General features: G+C 64.0%; 15 protein-coding genes. 5 read left to right on the top strand and 10 right to left on the bottom strand.

Annotation, left to right across the window (positions count from 1 at the left end):
- Positions 1–27: 27 nt before the first annotated feature.
- The 5 genes from ACFQPG_RS04995 to rfbG all read left to right on the top strand — a co-directional run bounded on the left by ACFQPG_RS04995 (position 28) and on the right by rfbG (position 5,451).
- Complete coding sequence (locus tag ACFQPG_RS04995; protein WP_380810663.1) at positions 28–1,389, top strand: glycoside hydrolase family 43 protein; 1,362 nt, start codon at positions 28–30, stop codon at positions 1,387–1,389.
- A gap of 19 nt (positions 1,390–1,408) precedes the next feature.
- Positions 1,409–1,732: a hypothetical protein gene (locus ACFQPG_RS04990; protein ID WP_380810661.1), complete on the top strand. Its 324-nt coding sequence runs from the start codon at positions 1,409–1,411 to the stop codon at positions 1,730–1,732.
- A gap of 170 nt (positions 1,733–1,902) precedes the next feature.
- Positions 1,903–3,522 (top strand): glycosyltransferase family 39 protein, encoded by a 1,620-nt coding sequence (locus ACFQPG_RS04985; protein WP_380810659.1) that lies wholly within the window; start codon positions 1,903–1,905, stop codon positions 3,520–3,522.
- Between the two features lie 106 nt (positions 3,523–3,628).
- The gene (gene rfbF, locus ACFQPG_RS04980; RefSeq protein ID WP_380810657.1) at positions 3,629–4,396 is read left to right on the top strand and encodes a glucose-1-phosphate cytidylyltransferase; all 768 of its coding nucleotides are present in this window, start codon (positions 3,629–3,631) and stop codon (positions 4,394–4,396) included.
- Positions 4,363–5,451 carry a CDP-glucose 4,6-dehydratase gene (rfbG, locus tag ACFQPG_RS04975; protein ID WP_380810655.1) on the top strand — a complete coding sequence of 363 codons (1,089 nt, stop codon included), beginning with the start codon at positions 4,363–4,365 and terminating at the stop codon, positions 5,449–5,451. Before rfbF ends, rfbG begins: the two co-directional genes overlap by 34 nt.
- A gap of 16 nt (positions 5,452–5,467) precedes the next feature.
- Here the strand turns inward: rfbG and ACFQPG_RS04970 are convergent, their stop codons facing one another.
- From ACFQPG_RS04970 to ACFQPG_RS04925, 10 genes are read right to left on the bottom strand one after another with little or no spacing between them, the layout of a single operon-like run.
- Positions 5,468–6,553 (bottom strand): 3-dehydroquinate synthase family protein, encoded by a 1,086-nt coding sequence (locus ACFQPG_RS04970; RefSeq protein WP_380810653.1) that lies wholly within the window; start codon positions 6,551–6,553, stop codon positions 5,468–5,470.
- Entirely contained in the window at positions 6,537–7,220 is a 684-nt protein-coding gene (locus tag ACFQPG_RS04965) for an SDR family NAD(P)-dependent oxidoreductase (RefSeq protein ID WP_380810652.1), read from the bottom strand. Before ACFQPG_RS04965 ends, ACFQPG_RS04970 begins: the two co-directional genes overlap by 17 nt.
- The gene (locus ACFQPG_RS04960) at positions 7,220–8,137 is read right to left on the bottom strand and encodes a class I SAM-dependent methyltransferase (protein ID WP_380810651.1); all 918 of its coding nucleotides are present in this window, start codon (positions 8,135–8,137) and stop codon (positions 7,220–7,222) included. The genes ACFQPG_RS04965 and ACFQPG_RS04960 overlap by 1 nt, the downstream gene beginning before the upstream one ends.
- A 4-nt stretch (positions 8,138–8,141) precedes the next feature.
- A complete protein-coding gene (locus ACFQPG_RS04955; protein WP_380810650.1) occupies positions 8,142–8,585 on the bottom strand; it encodes a GtrA family protein in 444 nt (147 codons plus the stop codon).
- Positions 8,582–10,399: a thiamine pyrophosphate-binding protein gene (locus ACFQPG_RS04950; protein WP_380810649.1), complete on the bottom strand. Its 1,818-nt coding sequence runs from the start codon at positions 10,397–10,399 to the stop codon at positions 8,582–8,584. The genes ACFQPG_RS04955 and ACFQPG_RS04950 overlap by 4 nt, the downstream gene beginning before the upstream one ends.
- On the bottom strand, positions 10,396–11,436 hold the full coding sequence (locus tag ACFQPG_RS04945) for an NAD-dependent epimerase/dehydratase family protein (protein ID WP_380810648.1): 1,041 nt from the start codon (positions 11,434–11,436) through the stop codon (positions 10,396–10,398). The genes ACFQPG_RS04950 and ACFQPG_RS04945 overlap by 4 nt, the downstream gene beginning before the upstream one ends.
- Positions 11,433–12,776 carry a hypothetical protein gene (locus ACFQPG_RS04940; protein WP_380810647.1) on the bottom strand — a complete coding sequence of 448 codons (1,344 nt, stop codon included), beginning with the start codon at positions 12,774–12,776 and terminating at the stop codon, positions 11,433–11,435. Before ACFQPG_RS04940 ends, ACFQPG_RS04945 begins: the two co-directional genes overlap by 4 nt.
- A gap of 17 nt (positions 12,777–12,793) precedes the next feature.
- Positions 12,794–13,813: a glycosyltransferase family 2 protein gene (locus ACFQPG_RS04935; protein WP_380810646.1), complete on the bottom strand. Its 1,020-nt coding sequence runs from the start codon at positions 13,811–13,813 to the stop codon at positions 12,794–12,796.
- The gene (locus tag ACFQPG_RS04930) at positions 13,813–14,952 is read right to left on the bottom strand and encodes a capsule biosynthesis protein (protein ID WP_380810645.1); all 1,140 of its coding nucleotides are present in this window, start codon (positions 14,950–14,952) and stop codon (positions 13,813–13,815) included. Before ACFQPG_RS04930 ends, ACFQPG_RS04935 begins: the two co-directional genes overlap by 1 nt.
- On the bottom strand, positions 14,949–16,895 hold the full coding sequence (locus ACFQPG_RS04925) for an SLBB domain-containing protein (protein WP_380810644.1): 1,947 nt from the start codon (positions 16,893–16,895) through the stop codon (positions 14,949–14,951). Before ACFQPG_RS04925 ends, ACFQPG_RS04930 begins: the two co-directional genes overlap by 4 nt.
- Positions 16,896–17,022: the final 127 nt, after the last annotated feature.

Raw genomic sequence — 17,022 nt, 5'->3', positions numbered from 1 at the left:
CTTGAACGCAAGCCCTATCCTTGGCCGATGGTCCTTCAGTCCGCCGACCCGGTCGCGTTCACCGTTCATGCTGTCGAGGATGGCGAGGGGACGAGGTTCAAGGTGTCCGACGGCATGGGTCCCGAGCGCGAGTATCACGTGCCCGGCGGCGACCGGCTCCACTACGAACAATTCTATGAAGAACTTGCCCGCGATTTCGGAACTCGGCGCCCCCGGCATTTCGACCAGGTCGCGGCGCCCGGCCGGGAGCCGCCGTGGAAGCCGCTGATCACCGGCAACCTCCATCCGCGGATCCTGTCCGGCTACGGCGACCCCGCGGTGCTCCGCACCGAAGGCGGCTGGTACCTTGTGGCGACATCCAACGACGCCCCTGACGCTTTTCCCATCCTGCGCTCCGCCGACCTGCACAGCTGGGAGCCGGTCGGCTTCGTCTTCGAAGAGGGACAGACTCCGGAGTGGACCGCGGCCGGCATCCAGGTCGGTGACTTCTGGGCGCCCGAAATGGCCCGCGTGGGTGGCGAGTATTGGCTCAGCTACACCGCTCGCGCCAAGGATCGGACCCTCTCCATGGGCCTGGCTAAAGCTTCGAGTCCTGAAGGCCCCTACACCGATCTCGGTCGCCCGCTGCTGACCGGAAGCGTGATCGACAGCCACATCCATGTCGACGAAGACGGCGCTCCGTGGCTGTTCTGGAAAAAGGACACCAACAGCCATTGGCCGCGCCCGCTGGCGGGCCTGCTTCGCGAGCGGCCGGACCTGATCGCCGAGCTGTTCGATCGGGGGGCCGACCGGCGCACCGCCGCCTTCTGCGCCGCAGTGCAGTCGTGGGCCAACGGCCGCCGCCCGATGGAGCGCTTCTTCCTGATGCAGCCGCTGATCCGCGCCGCGCTTGGCAACTGGAGCCAGGTACGCGCCGTGCTCGCCGCATCGGGAGTGGCGACACAGATCGTCGAGGACATGGCGACGCCGATCATGGCGCAGCGGCTTGACCCGGATGGCGGCCGTCTTCTCGGCGAGCCGACGCAAGTGCTGGCCAACGACCGCGACTGGGAAGGGCACCTGATCGAAGGCCCCTGGGTGACCCGCCAGGACGGACGCTACTGGCTGTTCTACGCCGGCAATGATTTCACCAGCCCGTCGTACGGGATCGGAGTGGCGGTGAGCGACCGCTTGCTCGGGCCGTACGTCAAGCGGGACGAGCCATTGCTGCACTCGACACCCAACTGGCTGGCACCCGGGCACGCCTCCGTGGCCGTGGGCCCGGACGGCCGTCCGCAGCTGTTCTTTCACGCTTATCATCCGGGGACCGGCGGGTATAACGAGTTCCGAGCACTCCTGACGGTTGGGCTCGAGTTCTCCAGGGAGGGCGTGGAGCTCCGCGCCGTCTGAGTCGCGTTTCCGGATCGCAATGCCCGCCGCGCTGCTGCTGGCAGCACCCGCGGCGCTCGCCGCCGACCGGCCCCTGTTCGTCCCTGTTTTCGAGGAGAACTTCCCGGATCCGTTCATCGTCGAGCACCAAGGCGAGTTCATCGCCTACGCGACCAGAGATGGACCGAACCTGCCGATGGCGACCAGCCGCGACCTGGTCAGCTGGGCATGGGTGCGCGACGCCAAGAGGACAAGCGCTACGGACTTCCGATGCTCGGCCGCTGGGCCAAGCCGGGTTTCACCTTACAAGAAAGATCCCGGTCGGCAACGTCCGCCGGCAAAAATCCGCTGCATCTCCCTGTGACCGGCGCCCGCACTTGACCGGCAGCGGCTTTTCACCGACCGATGCGCGCCGACAATTCCTGATCGGCAGGACACAAGATCATCCCGCACAATTCCGAAGCGGCTGCCCGGACGGGTGAACCCTCCCCTGCCCGAACACGCCTGCGCAATGCCATTCTGCCGCTGCTGGTGGTGGCAATCGCGCTCGTTCTCCGCCTCAACAATGTCGGGTTCGGGCTGCCCAGCCTGTACGATCCGGACGAGCCTCTGTTCATGGTCAAGGCCGCCACCCTGCTGAGCGAGCCGACCTACAATCCGCGCTGGTTCGGGCACCCGGGTTCGACCACCATCTACCTCACCGCGCTGATCCAAGCACTGGTGTTCCTGACTGGGCTGGTTACCGGCCAATATGCTGGCGTGAAGGACTTCATCGCAGCCGCCTATGCGGACCCGGCGATGCTGTTCCTGCCGGTGCGGGTGGTCATGGCCTTGCTCGGCACCGCCTGCGTGGCTCTCACCTACCTTCTCGGTCGCCGCCTGTTCGGCCGCCCCGAAGGGCTGCTCGCGGCGGGCTTCCTGGCCTTGAACGGCCTGCACATCGCCTGGTCGCAGGTGATCCGCACCGACATTCATGCCAGCGTCTTCATGCTCGCCGCCCTGCTTTTCGCCGCCCGCCTCGTTCGTGGCGGCGGAAGGATGCGCGACGCAGTGGCCGCGGGCGTCCTCACCGGATTCGCGATCGCCACCAAGTGGCCGGCTGCGACGGTGTTCGTCGGGATCATCGGCGCAACGGCGCACCTCGCCTTGTCGCGAGCCATCACCATGCGCCGCGGGGCCATGCTTGTTGGCGCCTCCGGAGCGGCGACGATCGCCGGGCTGTTCCTCGCCTCGCCCTTCGTCTTCATCGATTATCCGACGGTCCTGTCCAACCTGTCCGGCGAAGCGCGGCCATTTCACCTCGGCCACACCGGCGGCGGCTTTCTGTCCAACCTCGGCACCTACCTCGGGGTGCATGCCGCCGAGTCGATGGGCTGGCTCGGCCTGGCCCTCGCCCTCGTCGGCATCGCCGTGGTCGCCCTCCGTTCGGCTGAGGGGGGCGCCATCCTGCTTCCCGCGACAGTCGCCTTTTTCGTGGGCATCTGCGCCCAGCATTTGATCTGGTCGCGGTGGCTGCTGCCCGGGCTGCCCTTCCTGTCACTGTTCGCCGCGGTGGCCGTCATGGCAGGCGTCCGCTGGCTCGTCGGGCGCGTGCCCGCGAAGGCGCGTCCGGCGCTTGCCGGGCTCGCAGCGGCAATGGCGCTCCTGCCGTCCGCCGCCGGAGCCCTCGACCAGTCACGGGAGCGAGCCAATGACACGCGCGCTCAGGCCGTCGCCTGGGTCGTCGCCAACGCACCGCCCGGAAGCCGGATCGTGCTCGAGCATCTCGAACTCAAGCTGCGCTCCCATCCCTTCCGCTTCCTGTTTCCGATCGGCCGCGCCGGCTGCCTCGACGGCGAAGGCCTGCTCAAGGGCGGGGTCGAATATGACGATCTCCAGCAAGCCCGGGGGGCCAGCCCGATTGTCGACCTCGGCAACGTCGGTAGCGACCGCGTCTCGACCTGCCGCGCCGATTTCGCGATTCTGACCTATTACGACCTCTACCTGCTCGAACAGGCACGGTGGCCCGATCAGCTCACTACCTATCGCCGCGTGCTTGAAGGGGGGCATACCGCGGCGCTGTTTCGCCCCGTTGGCGGACGGGCAGGCGGTCCTGTTGTCCGTATCGTGGCCCTGCCGCCACAGAAGGCCACAAAAAGCGTTGATCTGCGCTGATGCTGGAAGCGAGCGGCGGGTCTGACTAGAGGCGGTCAGACAAGCCCATCGGTAACAGAGGTTCGGGCGCCGTGCTCGGTGGCGCGCGTGCGAATGAGGTTGGTGAATGCAAGCAGTGATTCTGGCCGGCGGTCTCGGGACCCGACTTGGTGAAGAAACGTCCGTTCGGCCCAAGCCGATGGTCGAGGTCGGCGGAATGCCGATCCTGTGGCACATCATGAAGATCTATTCCGCCCACGGCGTGAACGACTTCATCGTCTGCCTTGGGTACAAGGGCTACATCATCAAGGAATATTTCGCGAATTACTTCCTCCATACCGCGGATGTGACGATCGACCTGTCGCGCAATGCCATGGAGGTGCACCAGGGGCGCAGCGAACCGTGGAAGGTGACGCTGGTGGACACCGGCGCGGACACCATGACGGGCGGGCGGCTGAAGGCGGTCAGCCAATTTCTCAACCCTGACGAACCTTTCTGCTTCACCTACGGCGACGGCGTCGCCGGGATCGACATCACTGCCGAGCTGGCATTTCACCGCGCCCACGGCAAGAAGGCGACCATCGCCGCCGTCGCTCCACCGGGCCGGTTCGGCGCGCTGGAGTTCGAGGGCGATCTCATCCGTTCATTCAAGGAAAAGCCAGCGGGCGACGGCGGCCTGATCAACGGCGGGTTCTTCGTGCTCGACCCGTCCGTCGTGGACCTCGTCGGCGGCCCGGACACGATCTGGGAACAGGGCCCGCTGGAACGGCTTGCGGCCGACGGCGAGTTGGTCGCCTTCCGCCATGACGGTTTCTGGCAGCCGATGGACACGCTCCGCGACAAGCTCCACCTCGAGGAGCTGTGGCAGCAGGGAGCGCCGTGGAAGTGCTGGTGAACCCCGAAAGCTGGCGCGGTCGCCGGGTTCTGGTCACCGGCCACACGGGCTTCAAAGGTGGCTGGCTGAGCTTGTGGCTGCACAAGATGGGGGCGCAGGTCATCGGCCTGTCACTGCCTGCCCCAACCGAGCCCAGCTTCTTCGAGCAGACCGGCCTTGCGGAACTAATCGATCATCGCATCGGCGACGTGCGCGACGAGAGCATCGTCCGGGAGGCGATCGCCGACGCACGGCCCGAAGTCGTTCTCCACCTCGCCGCCCAGCCGCTGGTCCGCTATTCCTACGACAATCCGGTGGAAACCTACGCCACCAACGTCATGGGTACGGTCCACGTGCTGGAGGCCTGCCGGCACACCCCCAGCGTCAAGGCGGTGGTCTCGATCACCACCGACAAATGTTACGAAAACCGCGAGTGGATCTGGCCCTATCGCGAGAATGATCCGATGGGCGGCTACGACCCCTACAGCAGCAGCAAGGGCGCGGCGGAGCTGGTTATCTCCGCCTACCGCCGCTCCTATCCGGATGGCCCGAGCCTTGCCTCCGTTCGCGCCGGCAATGTCATCGGCGGCGGCGACTGGGCGCTGGACCGGCTAGTGCCGGACATCGTCCGCGCCATGCTCGCCGGGCGCAATGTCGAGGTTCGCAATCCCAACTCGGTTCGGCCTTGGCAGCATGTGCTGGAAGCGCTCGGCGGTTATCTGATCATCGCCGGACGGCTGCTGCAGAACGACCGCAGCGTTGCCACCGCCTACAATTTCGGCCCCTCGGACGACGACACCCAGCCGGTCAGCTGGGTCGTCGAGAAGATGCTGCGGGCGTGGGGCGGCTCGTCGACCTGGGTAAAGCCCGAAGGCGCCCAGCCGCATGAAGCCACCCTGCTCCGCCTCGACTGCAGCAAGGCGCGCGCCGAGCTCAACTGGAAGCCGCGGCTGCGGCTCGAGGAAGCGCTCGCCAAGGTAGTCGAATGGCACAAGGAGGTCGATCGCTCGGGCGACGCGCGGACGATCTCCCTGGCGCAGATCGAGGATTATCAGCAGCGGCTAGCCTCAGCCTGACCGCTGCCGTCTCGGCTCAGGCCGCGATCCGGGCGCGGTTCGCCAGCTGGTCGCGGGCGGCCTCGAACCCGCCCCAGATAGCATCGTCAGCGGCTTCGTCGCGGGCCAGCTCGGCCCGATACAGATAGCCATCGTCGTCGAGCAGGATGGGACGATACGCTTGGGGATTGTGCTTCTTGTCGCTCTGCCAGTAGCGGAAGAAGTCCGCGCGGCGGACCGTCCGGAGCGCGCTCGGTAGGCCGTCCAGCGAACTCAGCGTCGCATGCAGATCGTTGATCAAGGCCGCGACCCGCGGTTTCTGGCGAATGGCCGGATTGCGCGCGGCGCTCATCTCGACCGCCGCCAAGCAGCCGACCCCAACCGCAACCCCGTGAGTGACCAGATAATCGGTGCAGCTCTCCAGCGCATGGCCGAAGCTGTGACCGAAGTTCAGCAGCAGGCGTTCGTTCTGGTCGAATTCGTCGACTTCGACGAACCACTTCTTCGCGCCAAGCGAGAGTGACACCATCGCCCCGACGTCGCCGGACTCCGTTGCCTGCGCCAGATAATCGGAGAACACCTCGTCCGACCGGGCGAAGCAGATCTTGGCGGCCTCGCACTTGCCCGCCGCCACATGCTCGGCGGGCAGCGTCTCCACCGCGGCCACGGGAACCACGATGGCATTCGGCGGGAAGAAGGAGCCTGCCAAATTTTTGAACGCCCCGACGTTGATCGAGCTTTTACCGCCGATGCAGCTGTCAACCATGGCTAGAAGCGTGGTGGGCAAGAACGTCCACTTGACCCCGCGCATGTAGACGGTGGCGATAAAGCAGGCGATGTCCTGCACCACGCCGCCACCAACCGCCAAGATATGTCCGTTGCGGGCGAGGCCCAGCCGCCGGCATTCCTCGATTACGGGGGCCACGGCGGCGAAATCCTTGGCCTCCTCGGTCGCCTCGATAAACACGACCGGGCGCGCCAGCCCTTCCAGCTGGTCGCGGAAGAAGGCGTCGGCCAGAACGATGGTCCCGTCGGACGCATCGACCACTTCGCGAACCGGGCGGCCGGACAGACTGACCGGATGGCTTCCGGACGCGGCGCGAATCTCAAACAAGCTTTGCATTCTCGAATCCCAAGTCCACCGACACGAACTGGCCAGTGATGCTGCTGTTCTGCTCGCTGCACAGGAAAGCGGTGAGATTGGCGACATCGGCGATGGCCGGCAAGCGGTTGAACGGAGTCATTCCGGCCAGCCGGTCGATTTGCTCGACCGTGAGGTTGGCGCGGGTCATCGGCGTGTCCAGCGCTCCGGGCAGCACCGCGTTGACCATGATGCCCTGCTCGGCAAGGTCGAGGGCCGCCGACTGCACCAGCCCCTGAAGCGCTGCCTTGGTCACCATGTAGGAAAATTTGTTGCGCCGCGCGATCCGCTGCCACACCGAGCTGATAACGACCATCCGCGCGCCGTCTCGTACCCGCCCGGAAGTCAGAAGAGCATTCATGCTCGCGGCGACATAAAGGACGTTGGCTTCGTACAGGGCCCGATGCCGCTCTACATCGAAGTCGATCACGCTGTCGTTGAGGTTTGCCCCTTGCGCCCAGACCACCGCTTCGAACGGGTCGTCACCTGGGATCTCGGCCGCGTCCGACAGCGGATCATAGGCATGAATGCCCGCAACAGGATCGGCGCGCCGGCCGGTCCCCAGGACGGAGAAGCCCAGCCGCGCCAGCGCTTCGCCGCAAGCCGCACCGATCTGCCCCCCGCCGCCAAAGACCAGCGCGTGGGCCATCAACCCGCGACCTTGGCGATCGTCAGCATATTGCCGAGCTTCAGGCCCACAGGCTTCTGCGGCAGCGGCGCCTTGGCAAGGTCGATGCCGACCGTCCACGCCGCCTGCCGAACCATGAACGCGATCGGGAAGTAGTTGCGGCTGCGGCCTACCTTCACCGTGTCGTAGCCGGCGCGCTTCACCAGCCGGGTCATCGAGTTCGGATTATAGAGCTCCGGGTGCTGCAGGCAGAAGGGCGGGAACTTCACCCCCATCGCCGAGCGCAGCAGCGACTTTTCGTTGTGCGTGACGATCATCAAGGTTCCGCCCGGCTTCAGCTTGGTACGGATCTGCGTCAGCATCGCCAGCGGATCGAGCAGGTGGTCCAGCACATGGATCATCACCGCTAGCCCGATGCTCCCGTCGGGCACCGGCGACAGGTCGTCCATCTCCGTCGAAATCGTGTGCGGCTTGCCATTGGTTGCGGATGCCAGCTCGGCATGAACAGCGCGGTTCGGCTCGAACAACCAGTAATGGTCGTAGCCGGCCTCCCTCGCCGCATCGCGGACGATGTAGCCGACGTCCGGCCCGATCTCGAGGAAACCGCCATCCAGAGGCGCGGCCTTTTTCGCCTCGCGCCAATAACCCCGCTGGGTTGCCTCCAGCGCCGGGCCGGGCACGTCCTCCATGTTCGGCGCCATGTCGGCGTACAGCTCGCCCAATTGCTCGTTGGTGAAAAAGTGCGGCGCATACATCTGCTCGCACGATTGGCAGCGGGAATAGGTGAAGAACACCTTCTCCTTGAACAGTCCCGACCAGAACGGCTTCAGTTCGTCCATGCTGATCGCTTCGGCACGGCGGTCGCTGAACACTTCATCGCGTGGTTCGTCGGCCCCGCAGGCGGGACAGTCGCGGCGGGGGAATGCTTCCTGAATCAACGGTCTAGGTCCCTCGGTTTCGAAAGGTGACACGGCTGTGCCAGAAATAGCTACCGACCATCAGCACCAGCGCGAAGCCGAGCTGCGCCACGATCGGTGAAATGCCGCCCACTTCCACCAGCAGCGGCAGCGCGGCCCAGTTGGCGACATAGTTGAACAAGTAGAAGGACGAAAAGAGCCCGAACTGCCGCGCCGTGTCGCCGCTCGCCCGGAACACCCCGAGGCGGTAAGTGGTGAAGGCGAACAGCAGGCTGACCGCCTGGGCGATCACAAGCGCGACCATGTAATGCTCAGTCAGCCAGGCACTGCTCCACAACAACAGCGGATAGATCGCCAGACCGAAGCCCGTGTTCAGCACCGCCGCCGCGAGGTAGCGCACCGGGCGTCCGCCGATTGACAGGGCCGACGGCTTCGCTCCCGGAGCGTCGAGGATCGGCACCTCGCTCATTCCTCCATCAAATCGATCAGCATGTTCTCGCGAAGCACTTCGCGCGGCAGGAACGGTGACAGATCCTCCAGCGCCGGCGAGGTGATCCGCCCATCGGGATGCTGCTTGGCCCCGAGCTTGGGCGCGAACGACACCGCCTCGTCGATGAAGATCTCGCACATGGCCGCGCCGGGCGCGTCGAGCGTCGCCCGGATCGCATCCGCCAGTTCCTCGTGCCGCTGCGCCCGCGCATAAGCGAAGCCGAACGCACCGGCGACCTTGGAAAAGTCCGGGAAGGTCACGTTGCTCTTCGGGCCGCCGCCGACCTCGACCCCGTTGAAGAAGTTGCGGTGGGTCTGGAAGATCGAGACGTAGCCGTTGTTGTTGAGCAGGAAGACCTTCACAGGCAGGCCGTAGCCGGCGATGGTCTGCATCTCCTGGATGTTCATCATGATGCTGCCATCGCCCGCAATGCAGATCACGCGCTTGTCGAACCCCCGAGCTGCGCAAATGCCGACCGCCGCTGGCAGGTCGTAGCCCATCGTGGCGCAACCGGAATTGGTCCACAACCGCTGGCCCTGCTTCAGCTTGGCAGTCTGGAACCCGACCACGCACGCGCTGCCGTTGCCGGTGACGATCACGTCGTCGTCGGCTAGCTGGTCGAACAGTGCATCCATCGCAACATAGGGATGGCACGGTTCGTTGTCGTGATACTCGGGCAGGACTGTCGGGAAGCGCGCGTTCCGCTCCTTCGCCCACGCCAGCCAGTCGCGCTGCTGCTCGGTTGGACCGTCCGGAGCCGCGTCGATCAGCGCGGGCAGCAGATCCTTGAGGTCGGCGCAGACGGGCAGGTCGGGCTTCACCGTCGGCTTCTGCAGCTCGATTGGGTCAATATCCACCCAAGCCTTGTATGCCGCCCGAGCGAAGCTGGTCCAATTGTAGCTGACCTGGCGGATGTTGAGACGGCTGCCGAGAATCAGCAGGAAGTCGGCGCTCTGGGTCACCATGTTCCCGCCGCGGTCGCCAATCGTGCCGGGCCGGCCGCAGTAGAGCGGATGGTCGTTCCAGATCACGTCGTGCGCGTTCCAGCCGGTCACCACGGGCACGCCCAGCTTCTCGACCAGCTTGATGAACTCCGCGTGCGCACCGCTGATCCGCACCCCGCCACCGGCGAACACCACCGGCCGCTCGGCCTCCTGCAGCCGCTCGACGATCGCAGTGGCCGCAGCCTGCAGGTCGGTCTTCTTCCATGGCTCGTCCAGCTCGGCCGGATCGTAGCCGGGCGCGAGTTCAGCCGGGTCGATCATCGCCGCCTGGACATCCAGCGGAATGTCTAGCCACACCGGACCGGGCCGACCGGTGGTCGCCAGGTAGATCGCCTTCTCCAGCTCGTAGCGGATCTGCAGCGGATCGGTGACCATCGCCGCATATTTGGTGATCGGGGTGACGATCGGCTCGATATCGAGCTCCTGATCGCCGAACTGGCGCAACGGCAGGCCGGTGTGACGGACGGTCGTCTCCGTCTTCACCTGGCCGGAAATGACCAGCATCGCGATTGAATCGACGAACGCGCCATAGACGCCGGTGATGGCATTGGTTCCGCCAGGGCCCGAGGTGACGTTGACCAGCGCCACGCGTCCGGTCAGCCGGGCATAGGCCTCGGCCGCCATCGCCAGCGCCTGCTCATGGTGGCAGAAGGTCGTCTTGATTTGGGGATGGGTGCCGATCGAATGGTTGAGGTGCATCGCACCTCCACCTGTCAGCATGAAGGAATCGCGAATGCCATGTTGCACTAGCTGCTCCGCGACCCACGCCGAAAGCTTCACCTTGGTCATCCGTTCCATCCATTCCAGCGGGCTGTGCGGACGATCGCCTCATCGAGGCCGACGGTCGGCGCCACTCCCAATTCATCCTGAATCTTGCGCGTCGAGGGGACGTACCGTCCGGGATTCCAACCCGAATCTTCCCGTCCCAAGATCTCGAAGCCTGCATCCCCAAGCAGGGTTGCGGTGCGCCTAGCAAGCTCTGCGATCGAGATTCCGTCCTCGGATCCAACATTATAGGTCCCCCCGGGCGGCGCCTCCAGCAGGATCTTCCACAACCAGACGGTCAGGTCCGCCGCGTAAAGGTAGCTGCGAACCGCAGTCCCGGCGCCCTGCACCACGACCTTGCGGCCGGCCATCGCGTCGCGGATGAAATTGCCCGCAGCAAAGTGGATGTCGAGCGATAGCAACGGCCCAAGAAGCGCGAAGATGCGCGCGTTGACGATGTTCAGACCCTGCTGCCGTGCATAGATGGTGCACAGCATCTCCGCCGCGCGCTTGCCCTCGGCATAAGCCGAGCGGTGGGTGCCGAGGTCCGGGGCGCCGCGATAATCCTCCGCGACGTGGGTCACCTCCCACGGCTGCGCCCCGTAGATCGCGCCCGACGAGAAGAAGAAGAAGCGCTTCGCCTTGCTCCTCACCGCAAGGTCCAGCGCCGCTCGCGTGCCCGCAACGATGGTGTCGAACATCCGCAGCGGATCGTTCTCGTTGAGGTCCGCGCTGGCGTCGGTGGCGGCATGGAGCACATAATCGTAGCGCTCCCCGTTAGCTCGCAGCGACAGAACGTCGCCGGCGATGAAGTTGAACCCGGGATGATTGACCAGATGCGGAGCCTTGGCGGCGAAGGCGGCCGGATTGCGGGTGAGGATGTCGACGGTCACGCCGAGACCCATCCGCCGGTCTGCTTCCCGCAGCGCCTCCAGCATCCAGCGGCCAATGAAACCCGTCCCGCCGGTCATGAACAGCCGCTTGCCCGCAAGCTGCGGCCAGCTACCTGTTAGCGCCTCGGACATTCCCGCGAGGTCTTCGTTGAATGTCCAGGCGGTCACGTTTGAGCTTCCCGCGCGGGTTGTCGTGGCGGAGTGCTGACCTCCTCCTCAACTACGGGATAGCGGCCGGCCAGACCCCAAGTCGCTGGCCCGCTCCTCATCGCACGGTGGAACGCGATCATACTGTCGATGACCAAGGCCCACAGCACAATGGCGATGATCCCTGGCCGGATCAGCGCACCCCATGGAGCGACATACTCGCTCAAAACATATTGGCCGCTCAGCCAGGAGGTGCGCGTCACGTCAATAAGCTTGACCAATGGAACGTCGCCGGGAACGCTCATGAGATAGGCCCCGATAACAGCTATCGTCGTGGCAGGATTGCGCGCTTTCTCCAGAAGCAGCAGAAATGCGATCAATGTGATCGCGTAGCCGCCGGGATTCTGGTTGATGAACGATTGCATCAGGATGAAGTAGACCAGCCTCGGGGTAGTAATCGCCTTGGGATAAAGCCACGCTAGACCAATGCAAATGAATGCGGCAAGTCTCGAGGAAATTACGTAGGATTTTATAAATATGACAGCGGCATCGACGTATTCTTGATTGATGAAATCGCGTACGGGGAACTGATAAACATCTAACTGCAGGAACGGCTTGTAAGTCGTGCTGTAAAGCATCTCATCCCAGACCGTTCCAAGCCGGACTGAAAACCAGTTCTGGAGGTTGGATACAATCTCCAGCGGGGTACCTTCGTTAACAATCGCCAAGGTTACAACGTACAGAGCAACGCTTGCGAAGCCGCAGAGTTCAAAAAGTCTCCACCGACGCTTGATCACTAGTGAAAATAACGGAAACACCATGTAAACTTTGGTGTTCGCCATAAAGGCAGCAGTGGCGATATATTGATTACGCGTTGTGATCAGGTTGCCATACAGCATGACCATGGCAATGTAGGTCAGCATGATCAGCTGCCCGCGTTCGAGCGCATACAGCAAGGGCCCGCCTGCACCGATAGCGACGGTGCGGAAGAATGCCGTCGATCGATCCTGTTTGCGAAAGGCAAGCCAGCTCACCAGGACGCATCCTGCATACATGAGCAGGATAAAAACGATGCCGAAGATGTCGCAGTCTCGTGCATCGTAGGGACGATTGCCGTAGCAGCGTGGGTCCCCGAAAAAACCCGTGATCACGAACGAGAGCGGAAGATAAATGGTGCGCCAGCTGGAATAGGCGTCTCCATTATGCGCCCAGAACGCGGTATTGAACCAGTCCATGAACGTATCGGCGACATCGAATACGAAGGGTGCCGGCAGATAACCGTTGCTGTTAAACAGCATGTACACTCGCAGCAGCCCGGCAAGGACCAGCACCATCCCGAGAAACTCGGTAAGGTGCATCAAGGCGGGCCGGGGATCCTTCACGGCCGTTGCGGCAAGCGTCGCCGGTTAACCGACCGCTCTGACGGAAGTCCCCGATCACCTGGAAAATTCAGCCGCTCGTCCTCGATGACCAATGGCACGTTGCGCAAACGCTCGGCGATCAAGCGGACCTGGTCTCCGATCAAGCCAAGGAACAGCAGCACGATCGCGAACAGACCGAACATGACGGTCAGCGCAAGAAGCAGCGGCGAATAGCCGATGACCATAAACCGGATCACGGTCGCGACCGCCAGGACCCCCGCAAGCAGGATCATGTAGATCGCCATCACGAGCTGCAGTCGGAGGAGCGACTTGGCGGAAACTCCAACCCCGGAGAGGGCAAAGTTGATCAGAGTCCAGAAGCCATTGCTGCTCTTGCCTCCAGCGCGTTCCGGTCGGTCGTAGGGAACGACGGCAACCCGGTAGCCGCTTTCGACCACCATCCCTCGCACAAACGGTTCGGGCTCGTTCCACGATGCGAGCATGTCCACGACTTCGCGGTCGAACAGGCCAAAGCCCGTCGCGCCGGGAATCAACGGCGTTTCCGTGAACCGCCGGAAGAATCCGTATCCCATGCGACGGATCAGGCCGAGCAGCAAACCGGTCTTTTCTGACCGTCTTTGCCCCAGGACGACTTGGGCACCCGCGCGCCATTGCCGCACTAGGTCGCCGATTAGTGCCGGCGGATCCTGGAAGTCGCAGCACAGCGCGATCACCGCCTGCCCTTCCGCCTGATAGATGGCGTGGGTCGGCGAGCGCATCTGGCCGTAGTTCTTATTGTTGAAGATGGCCCTGACGCGGCGATCGCGTGCGCACAACTCGCGGAGGAGTTCGCGGGTGCGGTCCGACGAGCAATTGTCGATGAAAATGATCTCGTGGCTGGCGGCGTGGCGCTCCGCCTCGGCCGTCACCGCCTCGTACATCGCAACGACGTTGGCTTCCTCGTTGTAGCAAGGAATGGCGAAGCTAAGCTCGGGCTGCGACAACCCGCGCTCGCCGACTGCCGCGAGCAACGACATCAGGCAAACTCTTCAACCGGCGAGGCTTCCACTCGGTGACCCCGGCGGCGAAACAGACCTGTTGCAGGTCCGTACCATTCGGTGAACAGCGCCAGCAGTAACACGCCCGCGAACACGGCGATGGCCCAAACGTTGTACTGCCGCTTAGGATCAAGTCCCGCGGGGTCGATCACCTGGATATAAGAAGCGCTTTCCGCCGCCAGTTCTTCCACTTCAACCTGCTCGCGCGAACGCTGATAAACGTCGTAGATCGCTTGCTGGAAGCGGAGATCTCGGAATAAATTCAGGTAGCGCAGTTCGACTGCTGTCAGACCCGCAACGTTTGGCCCGGACGCGCTCGTCCGAGGAGTGGCCGAACGGGCAATCTGCGCCTGGAGCCCGGCGATGTCGCTCTGAATCGCCGCAAGCTCGTTACTTTCAGGCCCGCGGAACTGGCTGAGTGTTTGATATTCGACCTGCTTCGACTTGAGCTGCGCTTCCAGCTGGGCGCGCTGCGCCAGCGCCGAACCCAACTGAGCTTCCGGATCAGCAAGGTTGTTTGCGCGCCGGAATGTATTCAGCTGCGCCTCTGCAACCGACACCCGCTGAGCCGCATCATCGAAGCGCCGTTGAACTATCCGGCTCTTGTTCGTGATCAGCTGCTGACCGAATCGTGCAAGATTGGTACTGATGGCGTTTGCATAGGCACTTGTAATCCGAACCGCTTCGGACGGGTCGAATAGCTTAGTCTCGATTTCCATTACGCCGCCAAGCAGCAGGTGAACATCGACCTTCTTGCCAAGCCAAATCTTTGCTTTACGTTCGTCCTCGAACGGTTTCCCGGCGCCGACCAGATCCAAAGCCTTGATCACGTCTTCCTGAACGGTGTCGCTCCGTCCAATGATCATATAAACTTCGTTTGACGGCTTGCCTCCCGTCAGGAGGCTACCGATCGACTGCGATCCGCCACCCAGGGCGCCGAGGAGGCTGGTGGTGCTCGCAGCGGTCGCGCTCGTGTCTTGTGGCACGATCTTCGCGCGAGCCACATACGGTCGTGGGAAGAATATCAGGAAAGCTGCGACGAGCGCCACGGCAAGGTATGCCAGCCGGCGGTACAACGGGTTTTTGACCAGCACGATCGTGTTGTCGACAATCCTCATTTTGCAATAGCCGCTGCAGTGAAGATCGCCGGGGTCAGCGCCGAGCTTATATCTCGAAGCCGGGCCCAGAACTCCCCGCGGGTGGCATTGACCGGCACGAAGATCAGGTCGCCCGGAAGCGCCGGCGCCTTGAGCACGCTGCCCCGGAACAGGCCGCCGGTCTGCGCGATCAGGGTGCCGTTGGCGCGGATCACGAACATCTGCTTGCGGTCGCCGATCTTCTGGACCCCGCCCGCGCGGCGGAGGTAATCGCCGATGGTCTCCCCGCGAACATACTGGAACGAAGCCGGACTCGGCACCGCTCCAAACACGCCTACCGTGACCGGCTGCGGCGGAACGTAAATGGTGTCGTTGTTCTCGACGATCATCTCGCCTGGCAGCCCGTTGCTTGCCGGCTGCACGTTCAGTACCATGCGGCCGTCCGGCTCGCGCCGCTCCAGCTGATCGACGATCGACTGCACCGCTTGGAGCCGTGCCGGCTGCAGCTGGTCGGTCTGGACCGATGTCAGCGGCTGGGTGGTAAGAAGCAGCTCAAGGTCGCTAACGGCGCGCCGATAGCTGGTCCGCTGCGTTTGCTTCACCGTTTCGCGGGTGAACACCGTTCCGTACACATACGCCTGTGGCGTCAGGCCGCCAGCCTGCGCGATTACGCTGCTGAGCGGCGTTCCCGGCTGGACATAATAGCGTCCGGGCCGAGCGACCTCGCCGTTGATCATCACGAGCGCCGGCTGCCTCGCCTGGGGCTGGACGATGCCGATCGCCGGGAGAACGCGCAGGATCTCGCCGCGCGACGCTGTCCGCTGCTCCACCTGCGCGGGCGCCAGCTCCTGCCAGCCGCCCGCCTTGGTCGGATCCAGGACCAGCAGACGGGTGTTGTCCGCCACCGTGTTCACGCCGCCTGCATAGAGCAGCATATCCTGGAGCGACTCGTTGGCGCGCGCTTCGTAGATCGCCTCGACGTTGACGCTGCCGACTACCGCGACCTGCGGCCCGGCCGGGGCGATGTAGAGCACGTCCCCATTCTGGAGCACGATATCGGCGCTCCGGTCGCCCTTCAACAGCAGCTCGTACAGGTCGAAGTCAGACACCAGCTTGCCGTTGCGGCGGACCTGAATGGAGCGGAAGCTGCCGCCTGCGGATGGGCCGCCTGCGGCCAGCACCGCATTGACCAGGGTCGACAGGCTGCTGACCGTGTATGACCCCGGAACGCGGGCGAAGCCGGTCACGTAAACAGTGATCCCGTGCAGTTCGCCAATGGTCACTGCCACGCGGAAGTTGCGATACTGGCGCGACACAGCTCGGGAGATCAGCGCCTGGAGGTCGCCGTAACGCGACCCGGCGACATTCACCGCGCCAACGCGAGGGATGAATACCCGGCCTTCGGAATCGATCACCAGACGCAGGTTGGTCGCTTCAACCGACCCGCTGAGGCCGACCAGGATTTCGTCGCCCGGGTTCAGCCGGTAGTCCGGCGGAACGGCCGCGGTCGGCGGAGCAGTGAAGTCACGCGACCCTGGGACGAGGAGATTCGATCCGAACCGCCGCAGCGGCTTATCGACAATCTCCGACACGTAGCGCTCGAACTCGCTCGCCGGGGGAGCGGCCTGCACCAGCGGCCGAACGTCATCCCGCAGACGCTCGCGATCGGTCAGCGCGCGGTCCCGGTCATCCGCCGGTTCCCGGTTGCCACTGCGGTCCTGGATTTCGTCGGGCTCGTAGCGGGAGAAAGACCCAGTCGTTCCCGTGCTGCTCTGAGTGCGCGCGGCATCTTCGCCAGTTCGCTCTGAGTTCTGCCCGCCATTTCTGTCAGACGACGACCGCCCGCTGTCCCTGCCCGTCTGTTGCGACGGATCGATCGGATAGCCGTAGACCTGCGCGGGGGCCGAGGTAGACGCTAGAAGAAGCGGCAGAAGCCAAACTGCCAGACGGGGCCGAGGTGCCATTACAATTCCGCTCATTGCTCACTCACTGGGCCGGCCAAGCCGATCCCTCCCCCGCTCGCTGCTACAGCCGACCACCGACAATGCCCTGTCGGTGGTCAGAGACGCCTCGTCCGCGGACAACAGTCGC

This window comes from Sphingomonas sp. GCM10030256 (assembly GCF_042666415.1).
Taxonomy (GTDB): domain Bacteria; phylum Pseudomonadota; class Alphaproteobacteria; order Sphingomonadales; family Sphingomonadaceae; genus Sphingomicrobium.
The sequence above is the reverse complement of the archived record's forward strand: the minus strand, read 5'-3'. Positions and strand labels throughout refer to the sequence as shown.